The sequence below is a fragment of the Sporosarcina sp. NCCP-2331 genome, from assembly GCF_023707945.1.
GTDB lineage: Bacteria > Bacillota > Bacilli > Bacillales_A > Planococcaceae > Sporosarcina > Sporosarcina cascadiensis.
Genome location: NZ_BRCD01000012.1, coordinates 1 through 22,796 on the forward strand (window position 1 = coordinate 1; position 22,796 = coordinate 22,796).

Below are 22,796 nucleotides of genomic sequence, written 5' to 3' on the forward strand. Positions count from 1 at the left end.
AACACATACACAATTCGAGAGGATTTTATCATATGGAAAAATTATTATTAGCATCATCAATCATAGGTTCATGGCTTGCCTTTCTTATTGGTGGCTGGCATGCCTCTCTTACAGTTCTATGTATTTTTATGTGTATAGACATCGTAACAGGCATTATGAAAGCATTTGTGACTAAGCAGGTAAATAGCAAGATTGGTTATGTTGGCTTTGTCCGTAAAGCAGGAATTATGTTAGCAATCATTATAGCAAACCTATTAGACGTACTGACAGGATCGGAGTTTCTATTCCGTAATCTTGCAGTGCTTTTTTATATTGGACTGGAAAGCATCAGTATTATAGAAAATTTAGGGCATATAGGCGTACCGCTGCCAGAGCAGATTACAAAATATTTAAAGCAACTATCTAATGAAGGGAAAGATGAAGATGAATAATATGGAGAGAATAAAATTAGAAACTAAAGGAATCCAGTTGACAGATGATGAGTTGAAAATCTACTTACAGGAGAATGGATTAGAACCTCTTTCAGAATATAAGGCAAGTAATCTTGAATCACAAAAAGCAGTATACACCACTACACTTTCTATTTTAGAGAGTTTAGCAAATAATCCTGAAAACTATAAGAACATTAAAATGGACGATCTTTCTGTCAGTCAATTCAGTGAGAACATACAAAAGCGTATCTATCACCTAACACGTAAAATTAGAACAATGAAAACGGAAACCAAAAGTACAGATACCTTCATGCTGTATCTATAAAAAGGTGGGAAATAATATGAATAAATTTACAGGTGTTCAGTCGCTGCAAGATGCTTTTAAATCCATTGCCGATACTATACTCATTAATGATGTACCTCAACAAGCATATATTACCACTGCCCATTTAGGTGAAAAAAGCAGACGGCATTTACATTCAATAGAGCCATTTAATCAAGGTGATTATGTGGATTTTAGAGAAGGCGTTTATATGGTTGTGGAAGATGTTATTAATCAAAGAGGGGCTAAATATAAATCAACTATTGAGCATTGTAATTATAAAATCACCTTAGAAGGTGAGTCAGAAAGAGTCATTACTGGTTATGATGATCGTGGTAGACCGATTTACGGTTATATTACTAAGCCCGGTCGTGAAATCCATGCCATTGTTGATATGGATAGGGTTACAATTAGTGGAGCGCAAATTAGAATAAATACCTCTATGATGTCTATGCTAGTACCCGATACAGAAGAAAATAGAACAGAAATTATAATAGGTAAGGAATATGATGTATACGGCTCTAATATGGCAGTAAGTCATATAAATAGATTGCGTACAGGATTATTAGAGATTAATTTACAGGTGAAAGTGGTTTAAGAATCAGCAGAATGTATTAATCAGACAACAAATAACTAGACAAGCCATCTAGCATTCTGGTATAGTTTACTTACAGTGAAAAGTGATAATTAAATCTTTGAAAACCCTTATATATCAATGTTTATGCTTTGTTTATCCATCTAATTCACAAAAGAAAATCAATCAAATGATGGCTCAAATGAACAAGGTTCAAGACAAGCCCGATAAAAAAAAATAAGCAAAAACTCCGTTGCAGGCTAATGACCTTTTACGGAGTTTTTTGTTTTAATATAATCGAAAACGGTGCAGGAATGTCTGGACAGTGCGTAAATACTGTTCAGGATTATCATTATATGACTTCGCATGAGCACCTTTCTCAAACAGTCTCATCATTTTGTCGCCCTCCTTTAGTTCATACAACTCTTCTGTCATATGCGGCAATATAAAAGTATCTTCCATACTGTGTATGAAAAGAACAGGTTTATTGATATATTTCATCACCTCGCGGGGAGACACCGCAGCCGAGGTATAGCCATCACGAATTTTCAGGAATAAGTTGGCGACGCGCAGGCTCATAGAAGTCTTAAAAGGAAATTCGGTTCGGATGATATGCAGCAGCTGTTCTGAGAAATCGGAGAAGGGACAGTCTGAAATATAGAAATCAGCCTGATCTTCATAGGTACCGGCATATAATAGCGTCGTCGCAGCTCCCATCGATTCACCATGTATCCCAATCAGCGCACGTTTGCCGACCCGTTCGCGCACTGCGGAAACTACTTCTTTCAAATCCATCTTTTCATAAAACCCAAAGCTGGTAGTCTTTCCTCCAGAATCCCCATGCCGGCGATGATCAAAGATGACAGAGTTAAAACCCAGACGCTCAAAAAGCCTGGCATATTTGATGGAGTTCACTTTGTTTTCAGTTACGCCATGACAGATGACAACTGTCCGCGTCGTATCGAGCGGCCGTAAAAAGATGGCGCGAAGATTATAACCGTTAGGAGAAGGAATCCAAATATCATCTTTGCGTACCGTTTCAAACCACTGACGATCAAATCGCTTGGCAATTGTCTCTCTTTGCAAAATAAATTCGGAATCCTTTGTTTTCAGGTACATCATTCGATTGGTGACTAAAAAACCGAAAATGGTCAGTACAGATGCGAGTACACTTGAAATGATGCCTGTCATATAGATTAATCTGCGTTTCAAAGAATTACCTCCTTCCCGTTTATTCTTATTGTTTACTTAATTGATACATAGCAGTTGTTATGGGCCGTGAGAGATATGGGGCTACTTCATCCACTGCGAGAATAACTTTCTGCAGGTCAACTCCTGTATGGATATCTAGAGTGTTTAAAAGGTATAAGACATCCTCTGTCGCTACATTTCCAGTTGCACCCGGCGCAAACGGACAGCCCCCCAGACCACCCGCAGATGTATCGAACCGATCCACACCTGCCTGTAGAGAAGCATAAATATTCGTCAGTCCCAATTTTCGCGTATCATGAAAATGAGCTGTCACCAGTGTATGCGGAAAATGTTCTTTCAGACTGTTGAATAATGAGAAGCTGGCAGCAGGATTGGCCATTCCGTCTGTATCTGCAACGCTTAATTCATCTGCACCCATATCAATGAATTGCTGACATAAAGCTATTGTCTGTTCGGGTTTGATCCATCCTTCATATGGACAGTGAAAAGCAGTGGAAATACAAGCGCGGACAAAGTGCTTTTTTTCTTTTAATTGCCGGACGACAGGAAATAAAGCGTTGACAGCTTCCTCGGTAGTTCGATTGATATTCTTTTTATTGAATGTATTACTGACTCCAACAAATACAGCCATATTCTGTGCGCCTGCATGTAGGGCAGTTGAAACACCTTTTTCATTGGGTGTCAGTACAATTTGCCGTCCAACTTTTTTGGCTTGCCCAACAATCTCTTTGGCGTCTGCCATTTGGGGAATCCATTTTGGAGATACAAACGAGGTCAGCTCCATTTCCTGAATACCTGCCTCCTGAAGTGCATGAATATATGCTAATTTACTGTCTGTGGGGATACTGTTTTTTTCATTTTGAAGACCATCACGCGGTCCTACCTCGATTAGTGTGACGTTTTTTGGTAAACTAAACATAGAACATCCCTCCCTCCTTCTATTGTACGTAAAAAAGAAGAATTAGGGCAATGGTTATACCCTGCGAATTACTATTATAAGTCGCATGAAGCCGGATGATACATAACAGATAGAAAGCAGTGATAGATATGGCGAAAAAAGGAAAGAAGATTCGTGCAGCTCAGCCGAAGCAAGAAATAAAGGAGACAGGCAACTCACTTTCTGACTTAGTAAGCGATGAAATGCTTGCAAAATTAAAGAATGCCAAACAAGAACTCTCAGCAGCTGACGAACAGAAAAAAGAGCTGGAGAAAGAAAAACGTATTCAGGAAAGAAGAGAACGGGAGAAAAATAAAAGTTTTGGAGAACTTTTAGAGGAATACGGTGACAAAGGGGCAAAATACTAAGTAATTGAACGATACGCTTAACGAATAGGTTATAATAGACTTGTCTGGATAATCAAAGACAGTAAGAGCGATTTAAGGAGGGAATCACGTGAAATTTTTACATATTGAGTATTGCGGTCTAAATGAAATATCCGAAGCGGCAATACATCAGCATCCATGCAAAAAAGTTCATCAGGCACCTCTGGAACACCCGATTGCAGCATGGGTCAGAAATCAGTTACAATTACTTGCTGAAAATGAAGAGATTCTTTGTTATGATTTTCCTAAAGAAAAGGTTGAGCTTTTTTATGATGTTTTGAATGAAGCACATGCTGAGAAAGCGAAAGATCCATCACGTCCTTGGAAGTATCTTCCTATCCCTGATGAAGAGAATTATCCTTATCCAATCGCGCAGTATGAAAAAGAATATGGACAGATTTATTATGAGTCACTTTATAAATACATTACAGTACTTGGAGTGATTTTGAATATATTTGATTTCGAAAAAAATCAATTAATCATTACAATCAAGTAAAAATGTCTTTGTTGTGTAAACATATGATGGAAACTAGAATATTAGCGGAGGAAAGATATGAAACAATTAGATGTAAAACTTTATGAGTTCTTAATGGCTAATTTCAATAATATTACGGACTCCTGGTTGTCGATGAGAGAAGTAGAAGACGGATCTGTCTATTCACTCGATGTGAATGACAAGATGGAAGAGACACTCCGTGAGCAAAACAAACTCACGAACTTGACAATTACAAGCAGTTTATTGGATGATCCTGAAATTTTCGAGAAAAATAAAAAGAAATGGGCTGCGGTAGTCGCGCTCAGCAGAGTAAACAGCAGTACGCCGATCGAAGATGTATTGGCGGCATTGAGTAAAGTCCGTTTAACGTACTGGAAATTTATCAAAGAGTTTTATTTGCTTCACGGGGACGATGTAACAATAGAAGATTATGTTCGCTGGAGCGAAACGATCAATAATGCATTCGATCAAATCAATGTAGATTTCGCCGCTGCATACAATAAATTTATAAATAGTAAATTTGATATTCAGCAAACCTTGATCAATGAATTAAGTTCGCCTGTCATTAAGCTGACAGACAAAATCGGAGTGGTTCCGCTAGTTGGCGACATGGATGAATTGCGTGCACGAATTATGCTAGAAAGTATTCCTGAAAAATGTTTGGAAGCAGATATTATTCATTTGTACATCGATTTATCCGGTGTGACAGTTATCGATACGTTAGTCGCCCAGCAAATTTATCAGGTTATAAAAGTTCTTGAACTTCTTGGCACAGAAGCTACACTCACTGGAATCAGGCCGGAAATTGCTCATGCATCTACTGAATTAGGATTAGACTTTACAAACACTCAGACATTCAGCTCACTACAGCAGGCATTTTCCAAAGAATTCAGCGTAGTTGCCAATTAAAAAATGAGGCACTCTCATAAGAGAGTACCTCATTTTTTATTTCTGATGTTTTGCCTGGAAGTTTTTCATGAACTGCTCTAAAGCCTGGCATGCAGTAAATGGCACGGAGTTATATGCAGAAGCACGGCATCCGCCAACAGAGCGATGTCCGTTCAATCCTACAAAACCAGCTTCTTTTGCTTCAGCTAAAAATTGTTTTTCCAGCTCTTCATCCGCAACACGGAACGTAATATTCATCAAAGAACGGCTGCCTTTTTCAGCATGTCCTGTGTAGAAGCCGCCACTGTTGTCGATCGCGTCATAGATCAACTTTGCTTTTTCTTCATTATTTCTAGCGATTGCTTCGAGCCCGCCTTGTTTTTCCATCCAGCCCAGCACTTCACCCAGCATATAAATTCCAAATGAAGGGGGAGTATTGTACAGCGAGTTATTGGAAGCATGTGTGCTGTATTTCAAGATCGCAGGAATGGAAGAATTGGCATTCTCCAAAAGGTCTTTTCGGATAATCGCAACTGTTACGCCGGAAGGACCCAGATTTTTTTGCGCTCCTGCATAGATCATTCCAAATTTGCTGACATCAATTGGACGGGACAGAATATCGCTCGACATATCCGCAATTAATGGCACATCGTTTGTTTCGGGGAATTCCTGAAATTGTGTACCGAAAATCGTGTTATTAGATGTGATATGAACATAGGCATCGTCTTCGTTCCATTTGATTTCATTGAGGGCAGGAACTTTATTATAGTTGGTTTCTTTTGTAGAAGCTGATTCATATACTTCTCCGATTGCTTTACCTTCTTTTAATGCTTTATCAGACCAAGCGCCCGACATGATATAGGCAGCTTTTTTTCCGGAAGCTAAAAAATTCATTGGAATCATAGCAAATTGAAGGCTGGCTCCGCCCTGCATCAAAAGCACTTCGTAATTTTCCGGAACAGAGAAAAGTGATTTCAGACGTTCGATTGCTTGATTATGTACTTCTTCATAAGCGGCACTGCGGTGGCTCATCTCCATAATAGACATTCCAGAATCTTTAAAATCAACCAATTCTGTTTGTGCTTTCTCCAAAACTTCACGCGGAAGAGCTGACGGACCCGCGTTAAAATTATATACAGACTTCAGATTACTCAACATAACCACTCCTTCATACAGTTTACGATACTAAAGTAAAGTATATATGAAAAAGCAGCTGTGTGAAATAGATAACTGCCGATTCACAATAATTTCACTGTATAGTACATAAGCTTGCTTGTTTGCTCGGCTCAAAAGATGGGTATGTTGAAATAAAAGTTATTTTGTCTTTTAGCTACTAGACGGACATTCCACAATGGAAAGAAAGAGTGGAGGAGATTGTATGAAAACAGATGGACGTAGAAAAAGCTCCAACGTAGAAGACAGACGCGGCAGGGGCGGCGGAGGCGGGGCGATTGCGCTCGGCGGCGGGGGACTCGGTATCGTCGGAATTATCTTGTTCTTATTGCTGGGCGGCAACCCGACTGATTTATTGGGAAATGAATCATCTGTCGGTAATGAACAGCCTTATGTCGAAACAGAGCAGGATAAAGAATTGGCTGACTTTGTTTCAGTAGTTCTGGCAGATACTGAGGACATCTGGTCAGAGCAGTTCAGACAGGAAGGCCTGACTTATAAGAACCCGACATTAGTATTATATACGGGACAAGTACAGACAGCCTGCGGATTTGGCAGCGCTGCAGCGGGCCCGTTTTATTGTCCGGGTGATCAGAAATTATATATTGATTTAGAATTTTATAATGAACTGCAGAATTCCTTCCAAGCTCCGGGAGATTTTGCAATGGCATACGTTGTGGCACATGAAGTCGGTCATCATGTACAGACACTGCTTGGTATTTCCGATCAAGTGATGCCTTTGCGGCAGAAACTCAGCGAAGAGGAATTTAATAAATATTTAGTTCGATTTGAGTTGCAGGCCGATTACTTTGCCGGTGTCTGGGCGCATCATGCACAGGGACGCGGTTACTTGGAACAAGGAGACTTGCAGGAAGCAATCACTGCGGCGGGTGCAGTCGGAGACGATACCATTCAAAAACGTGCAAGAGGCTATGTAGTACCCGAAAGTTTTACGCATGGTACAGCGAAACAAAGGATTTATTGGTTTGAGCGCGGCTTTAAGCTCGGTACCATTGAAGGCGGCGACACATTTAACGAAACAGAAAAATAAAAGCAGCGCATCTTCACAAAAACTGTGAATAGGATGCGCTGTTTTTTATTTTGTAGCGGCTGTCTGAGCAATTACCGACGGATCAATACCTTCCTGTTCATTGCGCAGTCGCTTCATATCGACACGGATTAATAAGGAGATGACGAAAGCGACAGCAAACAGTCCGGCAAAAAATAAGAGACTGCTCTCATAACTGCCTGTTGTATCTTTCATCCAGGCAGCAAACATCGGGCCGGCTACTCCCGCGGCAGACCAGGCAGTTAGAATATAACCGTGAATCGCACCGAGCTGTTTTGTGCCGAAAATATCCCCGATAAACGCGGGAATGGACGCGAAACCTCCACCGTAGCAGGTATAGATGACAGCCAGGATAATCTGGAATACTATCGCGTTTGTCGTGAATGGAAGCACGGAGAATAAAATGAGCTGCACGACGAAAAATGTCGTATACGTATTCGGACGGCCGATATAGTCTGAAATGGCCGCCCAGCCGAGACGCCCTGCACCGTTGAAAATACCGAGTACACCGACCAGAGCGGCGGCTTGAACAGTCGTCATCCCGATACTGTCGATGGCGAGAGGTTTAGCAGCAGAGAGAATGGCGATTCCGCATGTGACATTAATAAATAACATAAGCCATAAATAATAAAAACGTTTTGTTTTTATGGCCTGATTAGCAGTTAACTGAGCAAGATCCTTTTTAATTTCTGATTTTCCTGAACGGACTTTCTCAATAAATCCAGGAGGAGCCCATCCTTCTTCTGGTTTCTCTAGGTATAGAGAGGACAGAAGCATGATCGCGAAATAAGAGATTCCAAGAATGTAAAAAGTATTGGTCAGCCCAACATTAACGATTAAATATTCCATGATCGGACTGCTGATTGCAGCAGCAAAACCAAAGCCCATAATTGCGAGACCTGTTGCCAGCCCGCGTCTGTCGGGGAACCATTTGACCAAAGTGGAAACAGGTGCGATATAACCGACGCCCAAACCGATTCCGCCGAGCATACCGTAGAAAATATAAAGCATTGGCAATGATCCCATACTGACAGCGAGTCCTGAACCAGTAACTCCAATTCCAAAGAACGCAGCTGCCAGCAGCCCGGCTTTGCGGGGGCCGTACTTCTCTACAAAATGACCGAGAAATGCAGCTGATAAGCCGAGGAAAAGGATGGCGATACTGAATGTCAGCTGTACTTGACTTGTCGTCCAGCCAAATTCTTCGATCAGTGGATTGGTGAAGTTACTCCATGCATACACCGACCCGATAGAAATGTGAATACCTACCGCAGATAAAGCGATTAACCATCTGTTCTTAGTCTTTTTCATGCGATATCCTCCCTTTTTTATTCAGGTTTCTCTTGTTGTATTTTTATGCCGGAGAGACGTCTCTCTCTGTACAGATCTGTCGGTGAAATCCCGTTTATTGCCAAAAACAGAATTCGTTTTAGCGATAAGTAACGTGCAATTCAGGATTAAGCTGTATGTTAGTATCATTTCACAATATTGTCAATATTAATTTTTGTATTTACTTGGGAGAGGTTCCAGTTAATCCGTTAGTATACGTTCGGGATGTGTGTATAAATTAAAAGATGTACCCCGGATAAAGCCAACTGTTGTAATCCCCAGATCTTCAGCCAATGTCAGTGCTAATTCGGTCGGTGCCGATTTTGATAATACAATTTCACAGCCGATTTTTGCCACCTTCAGAAGAATTTCAGATGAGATGCGACCACTGAAAACAATAATCTTATTCCGAACGGAAATTTTGTTTTTCAGACAGTGTCCATAGATTTTATCCAGCGCATTATGCCGGCCGATATCCATTCGCGATAAAAGCAATTGATCCGGCTGGCAAAGTGCCGCATTATGGACTCCTCCAGTATGCCGGAACATCTCCGCCTGTTCTTCCATCTCGTTCATCAGTGAGAAAATTTGATTGGTTGTCAATTGCACAGAGATGCTGTCCATCTTTTTTGCTGTTAAAACATCGCTGGCAAAGACAAACCCTTGCCGGCTCATCCCGCAGCAAGAGGTAATATAGCGTTTATTCTGCAGCTGTTCAAAAAATGGATATACTGTTTCCGTATGCACATCGATTATTCCTTTTTCCTTATCCAGACGAATGTCTTTGATCTGATCCCATCTCGGCACTACTCCTTCAGATGCAAGAAAACCAACCACCATATCTTCGATGTATTCAGGGGTACAGACGATGGTGGCGAATTCTTTATCATTCAGTCTGATGGTAATCGCATATTCTACAGCCACTTGATCTTCTTTTACAGTAAACTGTCCATTCTGATAGCGTATAATCGGCCGTTTTTGCTGCTGCTCCACATCTTTTCCCCCTTTCACTCGATCGATCTGTCAAATAAAAATACCGAGACAGCAATATCATCATCCACTTTGAAATCACTGAATAAGTGTAAAAATTGAGCTTCGACTATTTCTTCCAGTCCCTCCGGAGGTGCTTTTGCGTAGACCGCCTGAATCATGCCTGTGCGTGCGCGGTGCACCATTTCTCTTCCTTCCGGGGTGCTGGCAATAAACTTTTCAGTCGGCGTCAAATTGCCGTACAGCGTAGAGACTGCCATATTATCTACGAAGACTGTATGGATTCTTTCCGGACCTTTTCCAAACAGGTCTTTTCGCAGCTTTCTGATAATATCATTGAACACATGGATCTTTTTCATGGGTTTCCCTCGATTCCGTTTACTGAATAATCAAAATTTTAATTTATAGGCATTGTATTAATTGTTATATTACTTTATACTAAATAGTGAATCGATGATAGTCTGGTATGTGAATGCCAAATTATTATCTATTGTCTATTGTTATATTAAATATGGATTGGTTCTTTAGCAAGTCCTGTTAAGAAACTATTCCACCATGAAAATTGCCGATATACCGGCCTTTTTCATGGTGGATTTTTATTTGAGAAGGGGGACGCAGACGTGTCAATTACAATCAACGGCAAGCCCTTTGACTTTTCTCCAGGGTCAACGATCATTCAAATCATCAATGCCAATAAAATAGAACACCCGCAGATTTGCTATTTACCGGAAGTAGATCCGATCGAAACTTGCGATACGTGCATCGTAGAAGTAAACGGTGAATTGATGCGTGCCTGTTCCGCGAAAGCAGCCGACGGTATGGATGTCCGGCTGGATTCTTCACGCGCAAAGGCTGCACAGACAGAAGCAATGGACCGAATCCTGGAAAATCATTTACTGTACTGTACAGTGTGTGATAATAACAACGGCAACTGTAAAGTGCATAACACGGTGGCGATGATGGAAGTCGAGCATCAAAAGTATCCATACGAGCCGAAGTGTACGAAAGATGCAGTTGATTTCACTCATCCGTTCTACCGCTATGATCCTAATCAGTGTATCGCCTGCGGTCAATGCGTGGAAGTATGCCAGAATCTTCAGGTCAATGAAACACTGTCGATGGACTGGAAACGCGACCGTCCGATTGTGCTGTGGGATGGCGGAGCGAAAATCAATGATTCTTCCTGTGTTGGATGCGGACATTGTATTACGGTTTGTCCGTGTAATGCCTTAATGGAGAAAACTATGCTGGGCGAAGCAGGATTCATGACGAAGATGGATGATGAACTGATGGATCCGATGATCGATCTGATCAAAGATGTCGAGCCGGGCTACAGCAGTATTATGGCAGTATCCGACGTAGAGGCGGCGATGAGAGAATCGAAAATCAATAAAACAAAAACCGTCTGTACGTTCTGTGGAGTTGGCTGCTCTTATGAGGTTTGGACGAAAGACCGAAAAATCTTGAAAATTCAACCTGTCCATGAGGCGCCGGTCAACCAAATATCCACTTGCATCAAGGGAAAATTCGGCTGGGATTTTGTCAACAGTGAAGAGCGGATCACATCTCCTCTAATCCGTAAAGGTGATGCATTTGTCGAGGCTTCATGGGAAGAAGCACTGGATCTGGTTGCTCAAAAACTGGGAGAAATAAAAAAAGAACATGGACGTGACGGTGTGGGCGTAATTTCTTCTTCCAAGATTACCAATGAAGAAAACTACGTCATTCAAAAGTTCGCACGTCAGGTATTTGAAACCAATAACGTGGATAATTGCTCACGCTACTGCCAGTCACCTGCAACCGATGGATTGTTCAGAACGGTCGGGATGGGCGGAGATGCCGGAACGATTAAGGATATCGCGAAAGCCGGACTGGTCATCATTGTCGGGGCAAATCCTGCAGAAGGACATCCAGTTCTTGCAACACGTGTAAAACGGGCGCATAAACTGCATGAGCAGAAATTAATTGTCGCTGATCTCAGAAAACATGAAATGGCAGAGCGTGCAGATATCTTCATGACACCGCAGCAAGGGACAGACCAGGTATGGCTGATGGCGGTTACAAAATATCTGATTGATCAAGGCTGGCATGATCAGCGTTTCATTGATGAAAATGTTCATCACTTCGAAGATTTCAAAAAGGTATTAGAGCGCTATACACTTGAGTATGCAGAGAAAATTACAGGGATTTCACAAGAGGTGCTGATTCAAACAGCTGAATTAATCCGCGATGCGGATGGCACTTGTGTGCTGTGGGGAATGGGTGTCACTCAAAATACAGGCGGGTCTGATACATCAGCAGCAATTTCAAACTTGCTTCTCGCTACCGGGAATTACCGCCGCGAAGGTGCAGGCGCCTATCCGCTGCGCGGCCATAATAACGTACAGGGCGCCTGTGATATGGGCAGTCTGCCGGGCTGGCTTCCGGGTTATCAGCATGTGACGGATGATGCGGCGAGGGAAAAGTTTGAACACGCATATGGTGTGAAAATTGAAGGGAAGCCGGGTTTGGATAATATCCAGATGCTTCATTCGATTGATGACGGCAAGATGAAAGGCATGTATATCGTCGGAGAAGATATGGCGTTAGTTGATTCGAATGCCAATTATGTTCATGATGTTTTATCTAAACTTGATTTCTTAGTCGTGCAGGATATTTTCTTCTCCCGTACAGCCCAATATGCAGATGTTATTCTGCCGGCGGTTCCTTCATTGGAAAAGGACGGAACATTTACAAATACCGAACGCCGCGTGCAGCGTCTGTATAAAGCACTGCCGAACAAAGGCGACTCACGCCAGGACTGGTGGATCATTCAGGAAGTGGCCAAACGTCTCGGATATGATTGGAATTACACACATCCGCGTGATATTTTTGAAGAGATGACAAGTCTGAGCCCGATGTTCAGCCAGGCATCTTACGAAGAACTCGAAGATTGGGGCAGTTTCCTTTGGGGCAGTCTGGAAGGAGAAAGTACACCGCTTCTGTATACAGACGGTTTTAATTTTCCTGATAAAATGGCGCGTTTTGCCTTGTCTGACTGGGTAGAGCCTGTGAAATTCGACGATGAGTTTGATCTTCATATTAATAATGGCCGGATGCTCGAGCATTTCCATGAAGGGAATATGACCAATAAATCCGAAGGGATCCAGGAGAAAGTTCCCAATATATTTGTGGAAGTTTCACCGGAACTTGCAAAAGAGCGGAAAGTCGTGACAGGTACTTATGTCCGTCTGATCTCTCCATACGGTGCATTGAAACTGCCGGCACTTGTTACAGACCGTGTGCAGAAAAACGAATTATTCCTGCCTATGAACTCTGTCAGCAAAGAATCTGCGATCAATTTCCTGACAGGTCCTGCGACAGATCAGCGTACGAATACACCAGCCTATAAGCAGACAAAGGTACGCATGGAAGTACTTGATAAAGAAGGCGATAATCCATTGCCTAAAAGCAATCACCGCGATAAGAAAAGACATCCGCAAAACGGTGTGGAAGTAGAGCGGAAATGGAAACGCCCCGGGTATATCCAGTTAACAGATCAATAATTCAGGAGGTGAAAGGAATGGCGGCACCGATAACTTCTATTAAACGAATTGAACGGACAGAGATGGAAATTCAGCAGGAGAAGCTGGCGGATCTTCAAAAACTGATTGCAGAACAAGAAGAGTCACTGCAGAAGATTATGGAGATCACAGGGGAGCTTCATGACATCGGCGCGCTGGATGCATTGCAGGCGATGCTTCAGGCGAAAGAGAAAATTACGGGCATTGCTGTTGGTCAAATATCACGTGAGCCCGTAACCAATATGCTCAATAACGTCATGGCAGCTGCCGGCGCGCTGACAGAAATTGATCCGGCGACTATTCAGAAGCTGACAAAGAGTGCGCAGCGCGGTTTACAGGAAGCGGAGCAGGGAATTGAGCAAAATCATAAAACCAGTGCTCTTCAATTATTGAAATCAGTGAACGATCCTGATATTAACCGGGCGCTTACTTTCGGACTCAACTTTCTAAAGGGAATGGGCAAAGGATTAGATACTCCAGCCGAATAACAAAACTTTGCGAAAAAGGAAGACTTCCTTCATACTATATAGAAGTAAAACATTCTCCAGCTGCCACCTCAGGCAGTTGGAGAATTTATTGATTATAGAAGTTGGATGAGGTTCGTTGCCATAATCGTAACCGGTCATCACAACTTACCCAGTAGGAGATGGAGAATACATGTCAACAAGAAGTAAAATGTCAGCACACCTTGAAAAGCAATCATCAGCAATGCGGAATATCGGAAGATTACTTATTAAATGCTCCGACAAACCGGGAATCGTTTCGGCCGTCTCGACTTTTTTGCTGAAACACCAAGCAAATATCGTAGAATCCAGCCAGTACTCAACTGATCCTGAAGGCGGAACGTTCTATCTGCGTATTGAATTTCATTTAGAAAATCTGCTTGAACGAAAGGCAGAACTTGAGAAAGATTTTCGTGGTATCGCAGATGGGCATAGTATGGAATACAAATTCTCCTATGCTGCTGAGTTAAAAAGAGCGGCAATCTTTGTTTCAAAAGAACCGTATTGCCTGATGGAACTTCTTTGGGAATGGCAGAACGGTGACTTGAATGCGGAAATAGCTGTTGTCATCAGTAACCATGAAGATGCACGCGATATGGTCGAAGCACTGGGCATTCCATTCCATTATATTCCTGCGAATAAAGACATTCGCCAGGAAGTTGAACAGAAGCAGATTAAGCTGATGGAAGAATATGAAATCGATGTGTTGATACTTGCGCGTTATATGCAAATTCTCACCCCTGATTTCGTCAGCCATTTTCCAAATCAGATAATCAATATTCATCACTCCTTCCTGCCGGCGTTCATCGGTGCACGTCCTTATGAAAGAGCTTTTGGACGCGGAGTAAAGCTGATCGGGGCAACTTCCCACTATGTTACGAATGATTTGGATGAAGGTCCGATCATCGAGCAGGATATTGAACGTGTAGATCACCGCGACGATACAGTTCAACTGAAGAAGATCGGCCGTACGATTGAACGGCGTGTACTTGCACGCGCAGTGAAATGGCATATTGAAGACCGGATCATTGTAGAAGATAATAAAACAATTGTCTTTCATTAAGAATGCGAAACAGCCTCTCCGTAAAACTGCGGAGAGGCTGTTGCTATTATATAGAAGGAACTCGTTTAATGGATCGGTGATTTAAAGGTCGCTCCATGTGTTTCCTGTGTATTCATAATCGTTAAAAATGCAGATGGATCAACGTCCTGCGCAATTTGTTTAAGCTTGGAAATCTCCAGACGTGTGACAACGACATAGATGACATCTTTTTCATTGTCTGAATAGCCGCCGCGTCCATGCAATTTCGTTATACTGCGGCCTAAACGTAGACGAATCGCTTCACCGAGTTCTTCATATTCATCAGAAATGATAATGACTGCTTTTGTTTCATCAAGACCCTGGATGACAATATCAATCGCTTTGGAAGCGATATAATAAGTGATAATTGAGTACATGGCCTTTTCAGGACCCAATACAAAACCTGCCCATCCAAAAATAAAAAGATTGAAGAACATCACGAATTCACCGACACTGTAAGGTATTTTACGCGTCAGTAATATACCAAGTATTTCCGTACCGTCCAACGCTCCGCCATTGCGTATGATCGTTCCAACGCCGGCTCCCAGCAGTAAACCCCCAAAAACAGTAGCAAGCAATGGATCTGTAACGAAAGGCCCGATAGTTTTTAAAGGAAACTCCACAATTGCAAGCAGTGCAATCGCAAATGAAGAAGAGATAAAAAAGTTCTTTCCGATATGTTTGTATCCGAAAAATAAAAACGGCAGATTGAGAATGAGGATCAGAATACCAAAAGGCATCCCCGTAATGAAATTCAATATAAGTGCAATACCAATAATGCCTCCGTCAATGACTGCGTTCGGTATAAGAAATAAATCTAATGCAACAGCGGTCAGCACAACGCCGATCGATATGAATAAATATCGTCTGATCAAATGACCGGTACTTTCTTTTTTATGTTGTTTGTTCATAAAACTCTCCTTTTCTACATCCTGTACCTTCTATCTTAACGGAATATATAGCAAGAACCTAGTCGCAACTTGTTATTTCTCTGCAGTCGCAGGTAATTATTTTTCTTTCTGGCGCATACGATGATACATCATAGCCTAATTGGAGGAGAGACGTTGGATATTATTAATCAATTGCATAACTATCGTAAAGAAGAAAATGAGTTGAAGTGGGAAGGGACGTTCAAAGATTATTTGGAACTGCTGAAGGAACGTAAAGAAGTTGCACAGACGGCTCATTCGAGAATATATGAAATGATTGAAAGTGCAGGAATCGAGAAACAAAATGGACGAAAGGTTTTCAGCTTTTTTAATGAAGAGTTATTCGGCTTAGAAGAATCTATTGAACGACTCGTAGAAGAATATTTTCATCCGGCAGCCAAGCGCCTGGATGTTAAAAAACGTGTTTTACTGTTAATGGGACCGGTGAGCGGTGGAAAGTCCACGATTGTGACGATGCTGAAACGCGGTTTGGAAGAGTATTCACGGACTGATAAGGGGGCTGTTTATGCGATTAAAGGCTGCCCGATGCATGAAGATCCGCTTCATTTGATACCAATGGCATTGCGTGATTCATTTTTTGAAGAGTACGGGATTCGTGTGGAAGGAAGTCTTTCTCCTTTAAACAGACTTCGTCTCGAAGAAGAATATGAAGGCAGAATAGAAGAAGTATTAATTGAGAGAGTGCTATTTTCAGAAGATCGAAGAGTTGGCATCGGTACTTTCACACCGTCTGATCCCAAGTCGCAGGACATTGCTGACTTAACAGGAAGCATCGACTTTTCCACAATTGCAGAATATGGTTCCGAATCTGACCCGCGGGCGTACCGTTTTGACGGCGAATTAAATATTGCAAACCGCGGTATGATGGAGTTCCAAGAAATGCTGAAGTTGGATGAGAAGTTTCTCTGGCATTTACTGTCGCTGACACAGGAAGGGAATTTTAAAGCAGGCAGATTTGCGCTGATCAGTGCAGATGAGCTGATTGTTGCCCATACGAATGAAACGGAGTATCGCTCCTTCATTAGCAATAAAAAGAATGAAGCATTACACTCCAGGCTGATTGTCATCCCGATTCCATATAATCTTAAAGTGAGTGCGGAAGAGAAAATTTATGAGAAAATGATTCGCGACAGTGATATCTCACATGTTCATATTGCACCGCATGCGTTGCGTGTGGCTGCTATTTTCTCTGTCTTGACCCGATTAAAAGCATCTAAAAAGCAAGGAATTGACCGCTTAAAAAAGCTGCGTCTGTATGATGGTCAAAATGTGGAAGGCTTCAATGATGCGGACGCAGAAGAATTGAAAAATGAGTTCATGGATGAAGGCATGGATGGAATTGATCCGCGTTATGTAATCAACCGTATTTCATCAGCAATTATCCGTAAAGAAGTGCCCAGTATCAATGCGCTGGATGTGTTACGCAGTCTGAAGGATGGTTTTGATCAGCATGCATCGATTTCAGCTGAAGACCGTGATACTTATATGAACTATATATCGATGGCGCGAAAAGAGTACGACGAAATAGCAAAGAAAGAAGTACAGAAAGCATTTGTCTATTCTTATGAAGAATCAGCGGAAACGTTGATGGATAACTATTTGGATAATGTAGAAGCGTACTGCAATAAAAATAAATTGCGTGATCAGCTGACAGGTGAAGAAGTGAACCCGGATGAAAAATTGATGCGTTCGCTGGAGGAGCAGATCGGAATATCTGAAAATGCGAAGAAAGCATTCAGAGAAGAAATTTTGATTCGAATTTCTGCATATGCGCGAAAGAATCAGCGTTTTGATTATCGTTCGCATGACCGTTTGCGCGAGGCAATTCAGAAAAAGCTATTTGCCGATCTGAAGGATGTCGTCAAGATTACAACGACGTCTGCGACACCTGACGAGACTCAGCTCAAGAAGATGAATGAAGTAGTCGCACGCTTGGTCGATGAACATGGCTATAACTCTGTTTCAGCAAATGAATTGCTGCGCTATGTAGGCAGTCTGTTAAATCGGTGATATAAACAAGGCCTGAATATAGGCCTTGTTTTTGGGTTCTTCAACAAAGACGAATGCTGGCCAGTTTATTCCTTTAAGTAATGCAGTCTGCAATCAAGAGTAGCTTTTATAGTTTACGCAGTTATAGATTGATAAGTGGGAGTATACCGTTTCCCTGCGCTCCAGGCGGACGCGTTCTGGAGGGCCCGCGGTGAGCCAACTTGAAGTGCAAAGATGTGCTTCTAACGCTTCGCTTTTACGCGCAAAAGCCGTTCTTCGTGACGGCTCTCGCTTCGCTCCCGCAAGTTGTCTCACCTGTCGGGCTGATCCTCCCAGAGTGTTTTTAGCCGCGGGCTCACACGAAGTGAGTCATGCAACCGTTGCCGCAGGACGCGGCGTACTTAGGTTGCCTTCCACTCCGGTACACTGGCTGGTTTTTCAATAACTTTTATGTGAGTTGCAGTATGAGCATATTATTTGAGATTATTACGATAGGTGAGGCATTTCATGCATTACTTATCATTCTGCAAATACCTAGATGCCTGTAATCAATGCGTTTACAAAGTCGAGAAACGGGACCTAACCAACTAATTAATACTCTAAAAAAGAGCAACATGATGTCCACTTTCCACACAAGCGTAGGCGCAACTGCGGGGTCGGCCGTTGCTATGAGACTGCTGGCGCGCTCTTTGCCAGTAGGCTCATAGCGTAAGGCAATCCCCCAGCGCCGAAGCGAATTTAAACTGCAAACACACCCTTCGTTCAAATCTCTTGCAAAGTCGAGCAACGAAACAAAACCAACTAAATCCACACTCTGCAAAAAAGCAGAATGAAATACATTCCTCACACCAGCGAAGGCGCAACTGCGGGGTCGGCCGTTGTGATGAGACTGCTGGCATGTCCTTCGCCAGTAGGCTTATCACGTAAGGCAATCCCCCAGCGCCGAAGCGAGTTTAAACTGCAAACACACACTTCGTTCAAATCTCTTGCAAAGTCGAGCAACAAAACAAAACCAACTAAATACGCACTCTGCAAAAAGCAGCATTACATACATTCCCCACACCAGCGAAGGCGCAACTGCGGGGTCGGCCGTGGCTATGAGACAACTGGCGTGCTCTTTGCCAGCTGGCTCATGGCGTAAAGCAATCCCCCCAGCGCCGAAGCGAGATTAAATTACAAACAAATACTTCATTCAAACGCTCTGCAGGACCGAGCAACGACACCACACCAACTAAATTGTGTTTCCTGAACATTTAGTCAATAATTAAAAGTCTGCCGCATATGATAGGGGAAACAGATTGTACGAGAGATAGGCGGGGATTCGAATGGAAGAAAACGAGAAAAGTCGATTTGTCGTTACCGAGGAAAATTGGTCTCTCCATCGCAAAGGTCATCAGGATCAGCAACGCCATCTGGATAAAATTAAAGAGGTTTTGCAAAGTAATTTACCAGACTTAATCAGTGAAGAAAACATAATATTATCCAACGGTAAAAATGTCGTTAAAATTCCAATCCGTTCTCTGGACGAATTTAAGATACGCTATAATCATGATAAGTCCAAGCATGTCGGCCAGGGAACAGGCGACAGCAAAATTGGAGATGTTGTAGCACAGGGAGAACAGCAAAAAGGGCAGCAAGGCACAGGAAAAGAAGCGGGAGATCAGCCGGGGCAGGATATATATGAAACAGAAGTGACAGTAGAAGAGATTGAAGAAATGCTTTTCAAAGAGCTGGAGCTGCCTAATTTAGAGCAGAAAGAACAATCTGCCACAACAATTGAAGACATCGATTTTACAGATATCAGAAAAAAAGGCTTGATTGGAAATCTGGATAAAAAGCGAACGCTGCTGTCTGCAATTAAACGAAATGCAATGGAGGGGAAAGCGGAAATTGCACCGATTTTAGAAGATGATCTGCGTTTTAAGACGTGGAATCCCGTAGAGAAACATCAGTCAAAAGCCGTTGTGCTGGCGATGATGGACACAAGCGGTTCGATGGGGAAGTTCGAAAAGTACATGGCAAGAAGTTTCTTTTTCTGGATGACGAAATTCTTGCGCACGAAATATGAAACGGTGGATATTGAATTCATTGCACACCATACAGAAGCGAAAGTTGTGACGGAAGAAATTTTTTTCAATAAAGGAGAGAGCGGCGGGACTAAGTGTTCGTCAGCATATGAAAAAGCTCTTTATCTCATCAAGGAATCTTATCCTCCAGCCAGTTATAATATTTATCCGGTACACTTCTCAGATGGAGAAAACATGACGAGTGATAATCGTAAATGTCTTGAATATGTCGAGGAGCTATTGAGAATATCCAATATGTTCGGTTATGCCGAAGTCAATGAGCATCGTAGAATGTCGACATTGATGTCGGCATATAAATCGATTGAGCATCCAAAATTCAACTATTATATTTTACAGAAGAATCGTGATGTCTACTTTGCGCTAAAGAAGTTTTTTGAAAAGCGAACGGAGGGATTCCGCTGACTGGATACCGGGAATTGGAACAGGCAATTGATGAAATAACAGAGATCGCAAACGGATTCGGACTTGACTTTTATACAATGCGCTATGAAATCTGCCCTGCGGATATTTTGTACACGTTTGGTGCATATGGCATGCCTACCCGCTTTACGCACTGGAGTTTTGGCAAGCAGTTTCATAAGATGAAACTTCAATATGATATCGGGCTTAGCAAAATCTACGAGCTTGTCATCAACTCCAATCCCTGCTATGCATTCTTGCTTAATACAAACAGCCTGATTCAAAATAAATTAATTATCGCGCATGTTCTGGCACATTGTGATTTCTTTAAAAATAATATTTATTTTTCCAAGACGCGGAAAGACATGGTAGAAAGTATGGCGGCAACGGCAGAACGCATAGCAGATTATGAAATTCGCTACGGTAAGCAGCAGGTGGAAGAGTTCCTGGATGCGGTGCTCGCTGTTCAGGAGCATGTGGATCCGAGCATAGTACGGGATATCAAACCCTCAGCAGATGCCTTTGAAACACAGCATCCGAGGAAGTCTGAATATGATGATTTGTGGAAACTTGATCAGCGAACAGTAACAGGACAGCAATCGATCGAAATGCACAAAAAACATCCGGTCCAGCAAGAAAAGGACCTTTTGCTTTTCATTCTGGAAAATAGCCGCAATCTGAAAGAGTGGCAGTCGGATATTCTGACAATGCTTCGCGAAGAGATGCTCTATTTCTGGCCGCAGCTGGAGACGAAAATCATGAATGAAGGCTGGGCTTCTTATTGGCATCAGAAAATCTTGCGCAAAATGGATTTGTCTCCATCGGAAACAATCGAGTTTGCAAAGCTTAATGCGAATGTGCTGCAACCGTCAAAAACATCCATTAATCCATATTACTTAGGCGTTAAAATGTATGAAGATATCGAGAGAAAGCAGGATCTGCTGGCAAAGAAAGCGGCAGAACTCGGTGATCGGGCAATGACAGGCCGTGAAAAGATTTTTGAAGCACGCGAAATTGAAAATGACACATCTTTTATTCGGAATTATCTATCAAATGATTTGATTAAATCAGAAGATTTATATGTATTTCAGAAACAGGATAATATGTATAAGGTGTCCAATCAGGAAGCGGAATCAATTCGCAGCCAGCTGATTAATATGCGTGTCAATGGCGGATTTCCGTATATTGTCGTAGAGGACGGCGATTATATGCGTAACGGGGAACTTTACCTGGTGCACCGATATGAAGAGACAGAGCTCGATCTTCCTTATCTTGAGCATGTGCTGCCATTCATTCATCAGCTGTGGGGCCGGATTGTTCATCTTGAAACAGTGCTTGAAAACAAGCCGCTTATATTTTCCTATGACGGCCACAAAGTGTTCCGCAGAACTAAATAAAAGAGAAAGAATAGGCTGCTGTCTATTCTTTTTTTATTTGGCAAAAAGAAATCAGTAGTTTAGGGCTTTTCATTTTGAGTATCTAATGGTATTTTTATAGTATATTAATTCTTTACTAAGGTAAAGCGTTAAAAGGAAGAGGGGGATTTTATGAAAAAGACCATTTTCACGTTTTGGTTTACAGCAGTGTTATTACTTATCGCGGGATGCGGGGCAGATTCTTCTGACAAGAACAGTACAGGCTCTGAAACAGACAAAGAAACAGACCAAAAAAGTCAGGAAATTGTCATCGGAGTCGATGATAAGTTTGCACCGATGGGCTTTAGAGACGATAAAAATGAACTGGTAGGTTTTGATATTGATATGGCTAAAGCGGCTGTCGAGCATATGGGGGCTACAGCAAAATTCCAGCCGATTGATTGGAAAACGAAAGAAACTGAACTGAGCAGCGGCCGAATTGATTTAATTTGGAACGGGTATACGATTACGGATGAGCGTAAGGAAAAAGTGCTGTTTACAAAACCTTATTTGGATAATAATCAAGTAGTCGTGACATTAGCTGATTCAGACATAGAAAAAGTAGAAGACTTAGATGGCAAAGAAGTTGGCTTGCAGGCACTGTCTTCAGCCGGCCCGGCGCTTGAAAGTGATCCGATACATGAAAAAGTTAAAAAAGTGACGGAATTTGCGGATAACGTTCTGGCATTGACAGACTTGAAAACAGGCCGTCTGGATGCGGTTGTCATTGACGAAGTAGTCATTGATTATTATATGACCACAGAAGAAGGTATCTTCAAAAAGCTTGACGGTTCATTAGCTGTTGAGGAATACGGCATTGGTGTGAAGAAAGGTAATGAAGAATTGCTGGAAAACCTTCAGAAAGCCCTTGATAAGATGAATGAAGATGGAACGGCAGCTGAAATTTCAACAGAATGGTTCGGTGAAGATAAGGTGCTTCGTTAAGAGGATTACAGCAGCTGCAGAATCGATTTCTGCAGCTGTACTTTCGTGAGATTAAGA

General features: G+C 42.2%; 21 protein-coding genes. 14 read left to right on the forward strand and 7 right to left on the reverse strand.

The annotated features are described in order from the left end of the window. The first annotated feature begins 32 nt into the window (after positions 1 to 32). From NCCP2331_RS08595 to NCCP2331_RS08605, 3 genes are read left to right on the forward strand one after another with little or no spacing between them, the layout of a single operon-like run. On the forward strand, positions 33 to 431 hold the full coding sequence (locus NCCP2331_RS08595) for a phage holin family protein (protein WP_251670035.1): 399 nt from the start codon (positions 33 to 35) through the stop codon (positions 429 to 431). Beyond that, positions 424 to 756: a hypothetical protein gene (locus NCCP2331_RS08600; protein WP_251670037.1), complete on the forward strand. Its 333-nt coding sequence runs from the start codon at positions 424 to 426 to the stop codon at positions 754 to 756. Before NCCP2331_RS08595 ends, NCCP2331_RS08600 begins: the two co-directional genes overlap by 8 nt. 16 nt (positions 757 to 772) lie before the next feature. Next, on the forward strand, positions 773 to 1,351 hold the full coding sequence (locus NCCP2331_RS08605) for a hypothetical protein (RefSeq protein WP_251670038.1): 579 nt from the start codon (positions 773 to 775) through the stop codon (positions 1,349 to 1,351). Between the two features lie 264 nt (positions 1,352 to 1,615). Here the strand turns inward: NCCP2331_RS08605 and NCCP2331_RS08610 are convergent, their stop codons facing one another. Together NCCP2331_RS08610 and NCCP2331_RS08615 are read right to left on the reverse strand one after the other, a co-directional pair. Continuing rightward, entirely contained in the window at positions 1,616 to 2,539 is a 924-nt protein-coding gene (locus tag NCCP2331_RS08610; RefSeq protein WP_153720349.1) for an alpha/beta hydrolase, read from the reverse strand. A 25-nt stretch (positions 2,540 to 2,564) separates the two neighbouring features. Beyond that, positions 2,565 to 3,458 (reverse strand): hydroxymethylglutaryl-CoA lyase, encoded by an 894-nt coding sequence (locus NCCP2331_RS08615; protein ID WP_251670040.1) that lies wholly within the window; start codon positions 3,456 to 3,458, stop codon positions 2,565 to 2,567. A gap of 128 nt (positions 3,459 to 3,586) precedes the next feature. Between NCCP2331_RS08615 and NCCP2331_RS08620 the strand changes: the two genes are divergently transcribed. The 3 genes from NCCP2331_RS08620 to NCCP2331_RS08630 all read left to right on the forward strand — a co-directional run bounded on the left by NCCP2331_RS08620 (position 3,587) and on the right by NCCP2331_RS08630 (position 5,267). Then, positions 3,587 to 3,844, forward strand: coding sequence for a YqkE family protein (locus NCCP2331_RS08620; protein WP_153720347.1), 258 nt, complete (start codon positions 3,587 to 3,589; stop codon positions 3,842 to 3,844). An 88-nt stretch (positions 3,845 to 3,932) separates the two neighbouring features. Then, positions 3,933 to 4,358, forward strand: coding sequence for a hypothetical protein (locus NCCP2331_RS08625; protein ID WP_153720346.1), 426 nt, complete (start codon positions 3,933 to 3,935; stop codon positions 4,356 to 4,358). 57 nt (positions 4,359 to 4,415) lie between these two features. Beyond that, a complete protein-coding gene (locus tag NCCP2331_RS08630) occupies positions 4,416 to 5,267 on the forward strand; it encodes an STAS domain-containing protein (RefSeq protein ID WP_153720345.1) in 852 nt (283 codons plus the stop codon). Between the two features lie 36 nt (positions 5,268 to 5,303). On the opposite strand, the gene serC is transcribed toward NCCP2331_RS08630, so the two are convergent. Beyond that, positions 5,304 to 6,404, reverse strand: coding sequence for a 3-phosphoserine/phosphohydroxythreonine transaminase (gene serC, locus NCCP2331_RS08635; RefSeq protein WP_153720344.1), 1,101 nt, complete (start codon positions 6,402 to 6,404; stop codon positions 5,304 to 5,306). Between the two features lie 220 nt (positions 6,405 to 6,624). Between serC and ypfJ the strand changes: the two genes are divergently transcribed. Beyond that, complete coding sequence (gene ypfJ / locus NCCP2331_RS08640) at positions 6,625 to 7,470, forward strand: KPN_02809 family neutral zinc metallopeptidase (protein WP_153720343.1); 846 nt, start codon at positions 6,625 to 6,627, stop codon at positions 7,468 to 7,470. A 45-nt stretch (positions 7,471 to 7,515) separates the two neighbouring features. On the opposite strand, the gene NCCP2331_RS08645 is transcribed toward ypfJ, so the two are convergent. The 3 genes from NCCP2331_RS08645 to NCCP2331_RS08655 form a co-directional block, all read right to left on the reverse strand. Then, positions 7,516 to 8,799: an L-lactate MFS transporter gene (locus tag NCCP2331_RS08645; protein WP_153720342.1), complete on the reverse strand. Its 1,284-nt coding sequence runs from the start codon at positions 8,797 to 8,799 to the stop codon at positions 7,516 to 7,518. Between the two features lie 219 nt (positions 8,800 to 9,018). Further along, the gene (fdhD, locus tag NCCP2331_RS08650; RefSeq protein WP_153720341.1) at positions 9,019 to 9,810 is read right to left on the reverse strand and encodes a formate dehydrogenase accessory sulfurtransferase FdhD; all 792 of its coding nucleotides are present in this window, start codon (positions 9,808 to 9,810) and stop codon (positions 9,019 to 9,021) included. Positions 9,811 to 9,824: 14 nt separating this feature from the next. Beyond that, positions 9,825 to 10,166 (reverse strand): Na-translocating system protein MpsC family protein, encoded by a 342-nt coding sequence (locus NCCP2331_RS08655; RefSeq protein ID WP_153720340.1) that lies wholly within the window; start codon positions 10,164 to 10,166, stop codon positions 9,825 to 9,827. Positions 10,167 to 10,427: 261 nt separating this feature from the next. Here NCCP2331_RS08655 and fdhF point away from each other — a divergent pair, with 261 nt between their 5' ends. The 3 genes from fdhF (at position 10,428) to purU (ending at position 14,936) form a co-directional block, all read left to right on the forward strand. Continuing rightward, on the forward strand, positions 10,428 to 13,352 hold the full coding sequence (gene fdhF, locus NCCP2331_RS08660; RefSeq protein ID WP_153720339.1) for a formate dehydrogenase subunit alpha: 2,925 nt from the start codon (positions 10,428 to 10,430) through the stop codon (positions 13,350 to 13,352). Between the two features lie 17 nt (positions 13,353 to 13,369). Then, entirely contained in the window at positions 13,370 to 13,858 is a 489-nt protein-coding gene (locus tag NCCP2331_RS08665) for a helical membrane plugin domain-containing protein (protein WP_251670042.1), read from the forward strand. Positions 13,859 to 14,045: 187 nt separating this feature from the next. Further along, the gene (purU, locus tag NCCP2331_RS08670) at positions 14,046 to 14,936 is read left to right on the forward strand and encodes a formyltetrahydrofolate deformylase (protein ID WP_153720660.1); all 891 of its coding nucleotides are present in this window, start codon (positions 14,046 to 14,048) and stop codon (positions 14,934 to 14,936) included. A gap of 65 nt (positions 14,937 to 15,001) precedes the next feature. Here purU and NCCP2331_RS08675 read toward each other — a convergent pair whose 3' ends face one another. After that, the gene (locus NCCP2331_RS08675) at positions 15,002 to 15,865 is read right to left on the reverse strand and encodes a YitT family protein (RefSeq protein ID WP_153720337.1); all 864 of its coding nucleotides are present in this window, start codon (positions 15,863 to 15,865) and stop codon (positions 15,002 to 15,004) included. A gap of 120 nt (positions 15,866 to 15,985) precedes the next feature. Between NCCP2331_RS08675 and NCCP2331_RS08680 the strand changes: the two genes are divergently transcribed. The 4 genes from NCCP2331_RS08680 (at position 15,986) to NCCP2331_RS08695 (ending at position 22,739) form a co-directional block, all read left to right on the forward strand. Next, a complete protein-coding gene (locus tag NCCP2331_RS08680; protein WP_376776811.1) occupies positions 15,986 to 17,914 on the forward strand; it encodes a PrkA family serine protein kinase in 1,929 nt (642 codons plus the stop codon). 1,304 nt (positions 17,915 to 19,218) lie between these two features. Then, positions 19,219 to 20,382 carry a sporulation protein YhbH gene (gene yhbH / locus NCCP2331_RS08685; protein WP_153720335.1) on the forward strand — a complete coding sequence of 388 codons (1,164 nt, stop codon included), beginning with the start codon at positions 19,219 to 19,221 and terminating at the stop codon, positions 20,380 to 20,382. Beyond that, positions 20,379 to 21,776: a SpoVR family protein gene (locus NCCP2331_RS08690; RefSeq protein ID WP_153720334.1), complete on the forward strand. Its 1,398-nt coding sequence runs from the start codon at positions 20,379 to 20,381 to the stop codon at positions 21,774 to 21,776. The genes yhbH and NCCP2331_RS08690 overlap by 4 nt, the downstream gene beginning before the upstream one ends. Before the next feature lie 150 nt (positions 21,777 to 21,926). After that, entirely contained in the window at positions 21,927 to 22,739 is an 813-nt protein-coding gene (locus tag NCCP2331_RS08695) for an amino acid ABC transporter substrate-binding protein (RefSeq protein WP_251670046.1), read from the forward strand. Positions 22,740 to 22,796 lie beyond the last annotated feature (57 nt).

Excerpts from the sequence above, each read along its gene's own strand:
- NCCP2331_RS08620 (WP_153720347.1), top strand. The coding sequence starts at position 3,587 with ATGGCGAAAAAAGGAAAGAAGATTCGTGCAGCTCAGCCGAAGCAAGAA.
- NCCP2331_RS08595 (WP_251670035.1), top strand. The coding sequence starts at position 33 with ATGGAAAAATTATTATTAGCATCATCAATCATAGGTTCATGGCTTGCC.
- serC (WP_153720344.1), bottom strand. The coding sequence starts at position 6,404 with ATGTTGAGTAATCTGAAGTCTGTATATAATTTTAACGCGGGTCCGTCA.
- NCCP2331_RS08655 (WP_153720340.1), bottom strand. The coding sequence starts at position 10,166 with ATGAAAAAGATCCATGTGTTCAATGATATTATCAGAAAGCTGCGAAAA.
- purU (WP_153720660.1), top strand. The coding sequence starts at position 14,046 with ATGTCAGCACACCTTGAAAAGCAATCATCAGCAATGCGGAATATCGGA.
- NCCP2331_RS08695 (WP_251670046.1), top strand. The coding sequence starts at position 21,927 with ATGAAAAAGACCATTTTCACGTTTTGGTTTACAGCAGTGTTATTACTT.
- NCCP2331_RS08680 (WP_376776811.1), top strand. The coding sequence starts at position 15,986 with ATGATACATCATAGCCTAATTGGAGGAGAGACGTTGGATATTATTAAT.
- NCCP2331_RS08605 (WP_251670038.1), top strand. The coding sequence starts at position 773 with ATGAATAAATTTACAGGTGTTCAGTCGCTGCAAGATGCTTTTAAATCC.
- NCCP2331_RS08600 (WP_251670037.1), top strand. The coding sequence starts at position 424 with ATGAATAATATGGAGAGAATAAAATTAGAAACTAAAGGAATCCAGTTG.
- NCCP2331_RS08615 (WP_251670040.1), bottom strand. The coding sequence starts at position 3,458 with ATGTTTAGTTTACCAAAAAACGTCACACTAATCGAGGTAGGACCGCGT.
- NCCP2331_RS08630 (WP_153720345.1), top strand. The coding sequence starts at position 4,416 with ATGAAACAATTAGATGTAAAACTTTATGAGTTCTTAATGGCTAATTTC.
- NCCP2331_RS08675 (WP_153720337.1), bottom strand. The coding sequence starts at position 15,865 with ATGAACAAACAACATAAAAAAGAAAGTACCGGTCATTTGATCAGACGA.
- yhbH (WP_153720335.1), top strand. The coding sequence starts at position 19,219 with ATGGAAGAAAACGAGAAAAGTCGATTTGTCGTTACCGAGGAAAATTGG.
- NCCP2331_RS08645 (WP_153720342.1), bottom strand. The coding sequence starts at position 8,799 with ATGAAAAAGACTAAGAACAGATGGTTAATCGCTTTATCTGCGGTAGGT.
- NCCP2331_RS08665 (WP_251670042.1), top strand. The coding sequence starts at position 13,370 with ATGGCGGCACCGATAACTTCTATTAAACGAATTGAACGGACAGAGATG.
- ypfJ (WP_153720343.1), top strand. The coding sequence starts at position 6,625 with ATGAAAACAGATGGACGTAGAAAAAGCTCCAACGTAGAAGACAGACGC.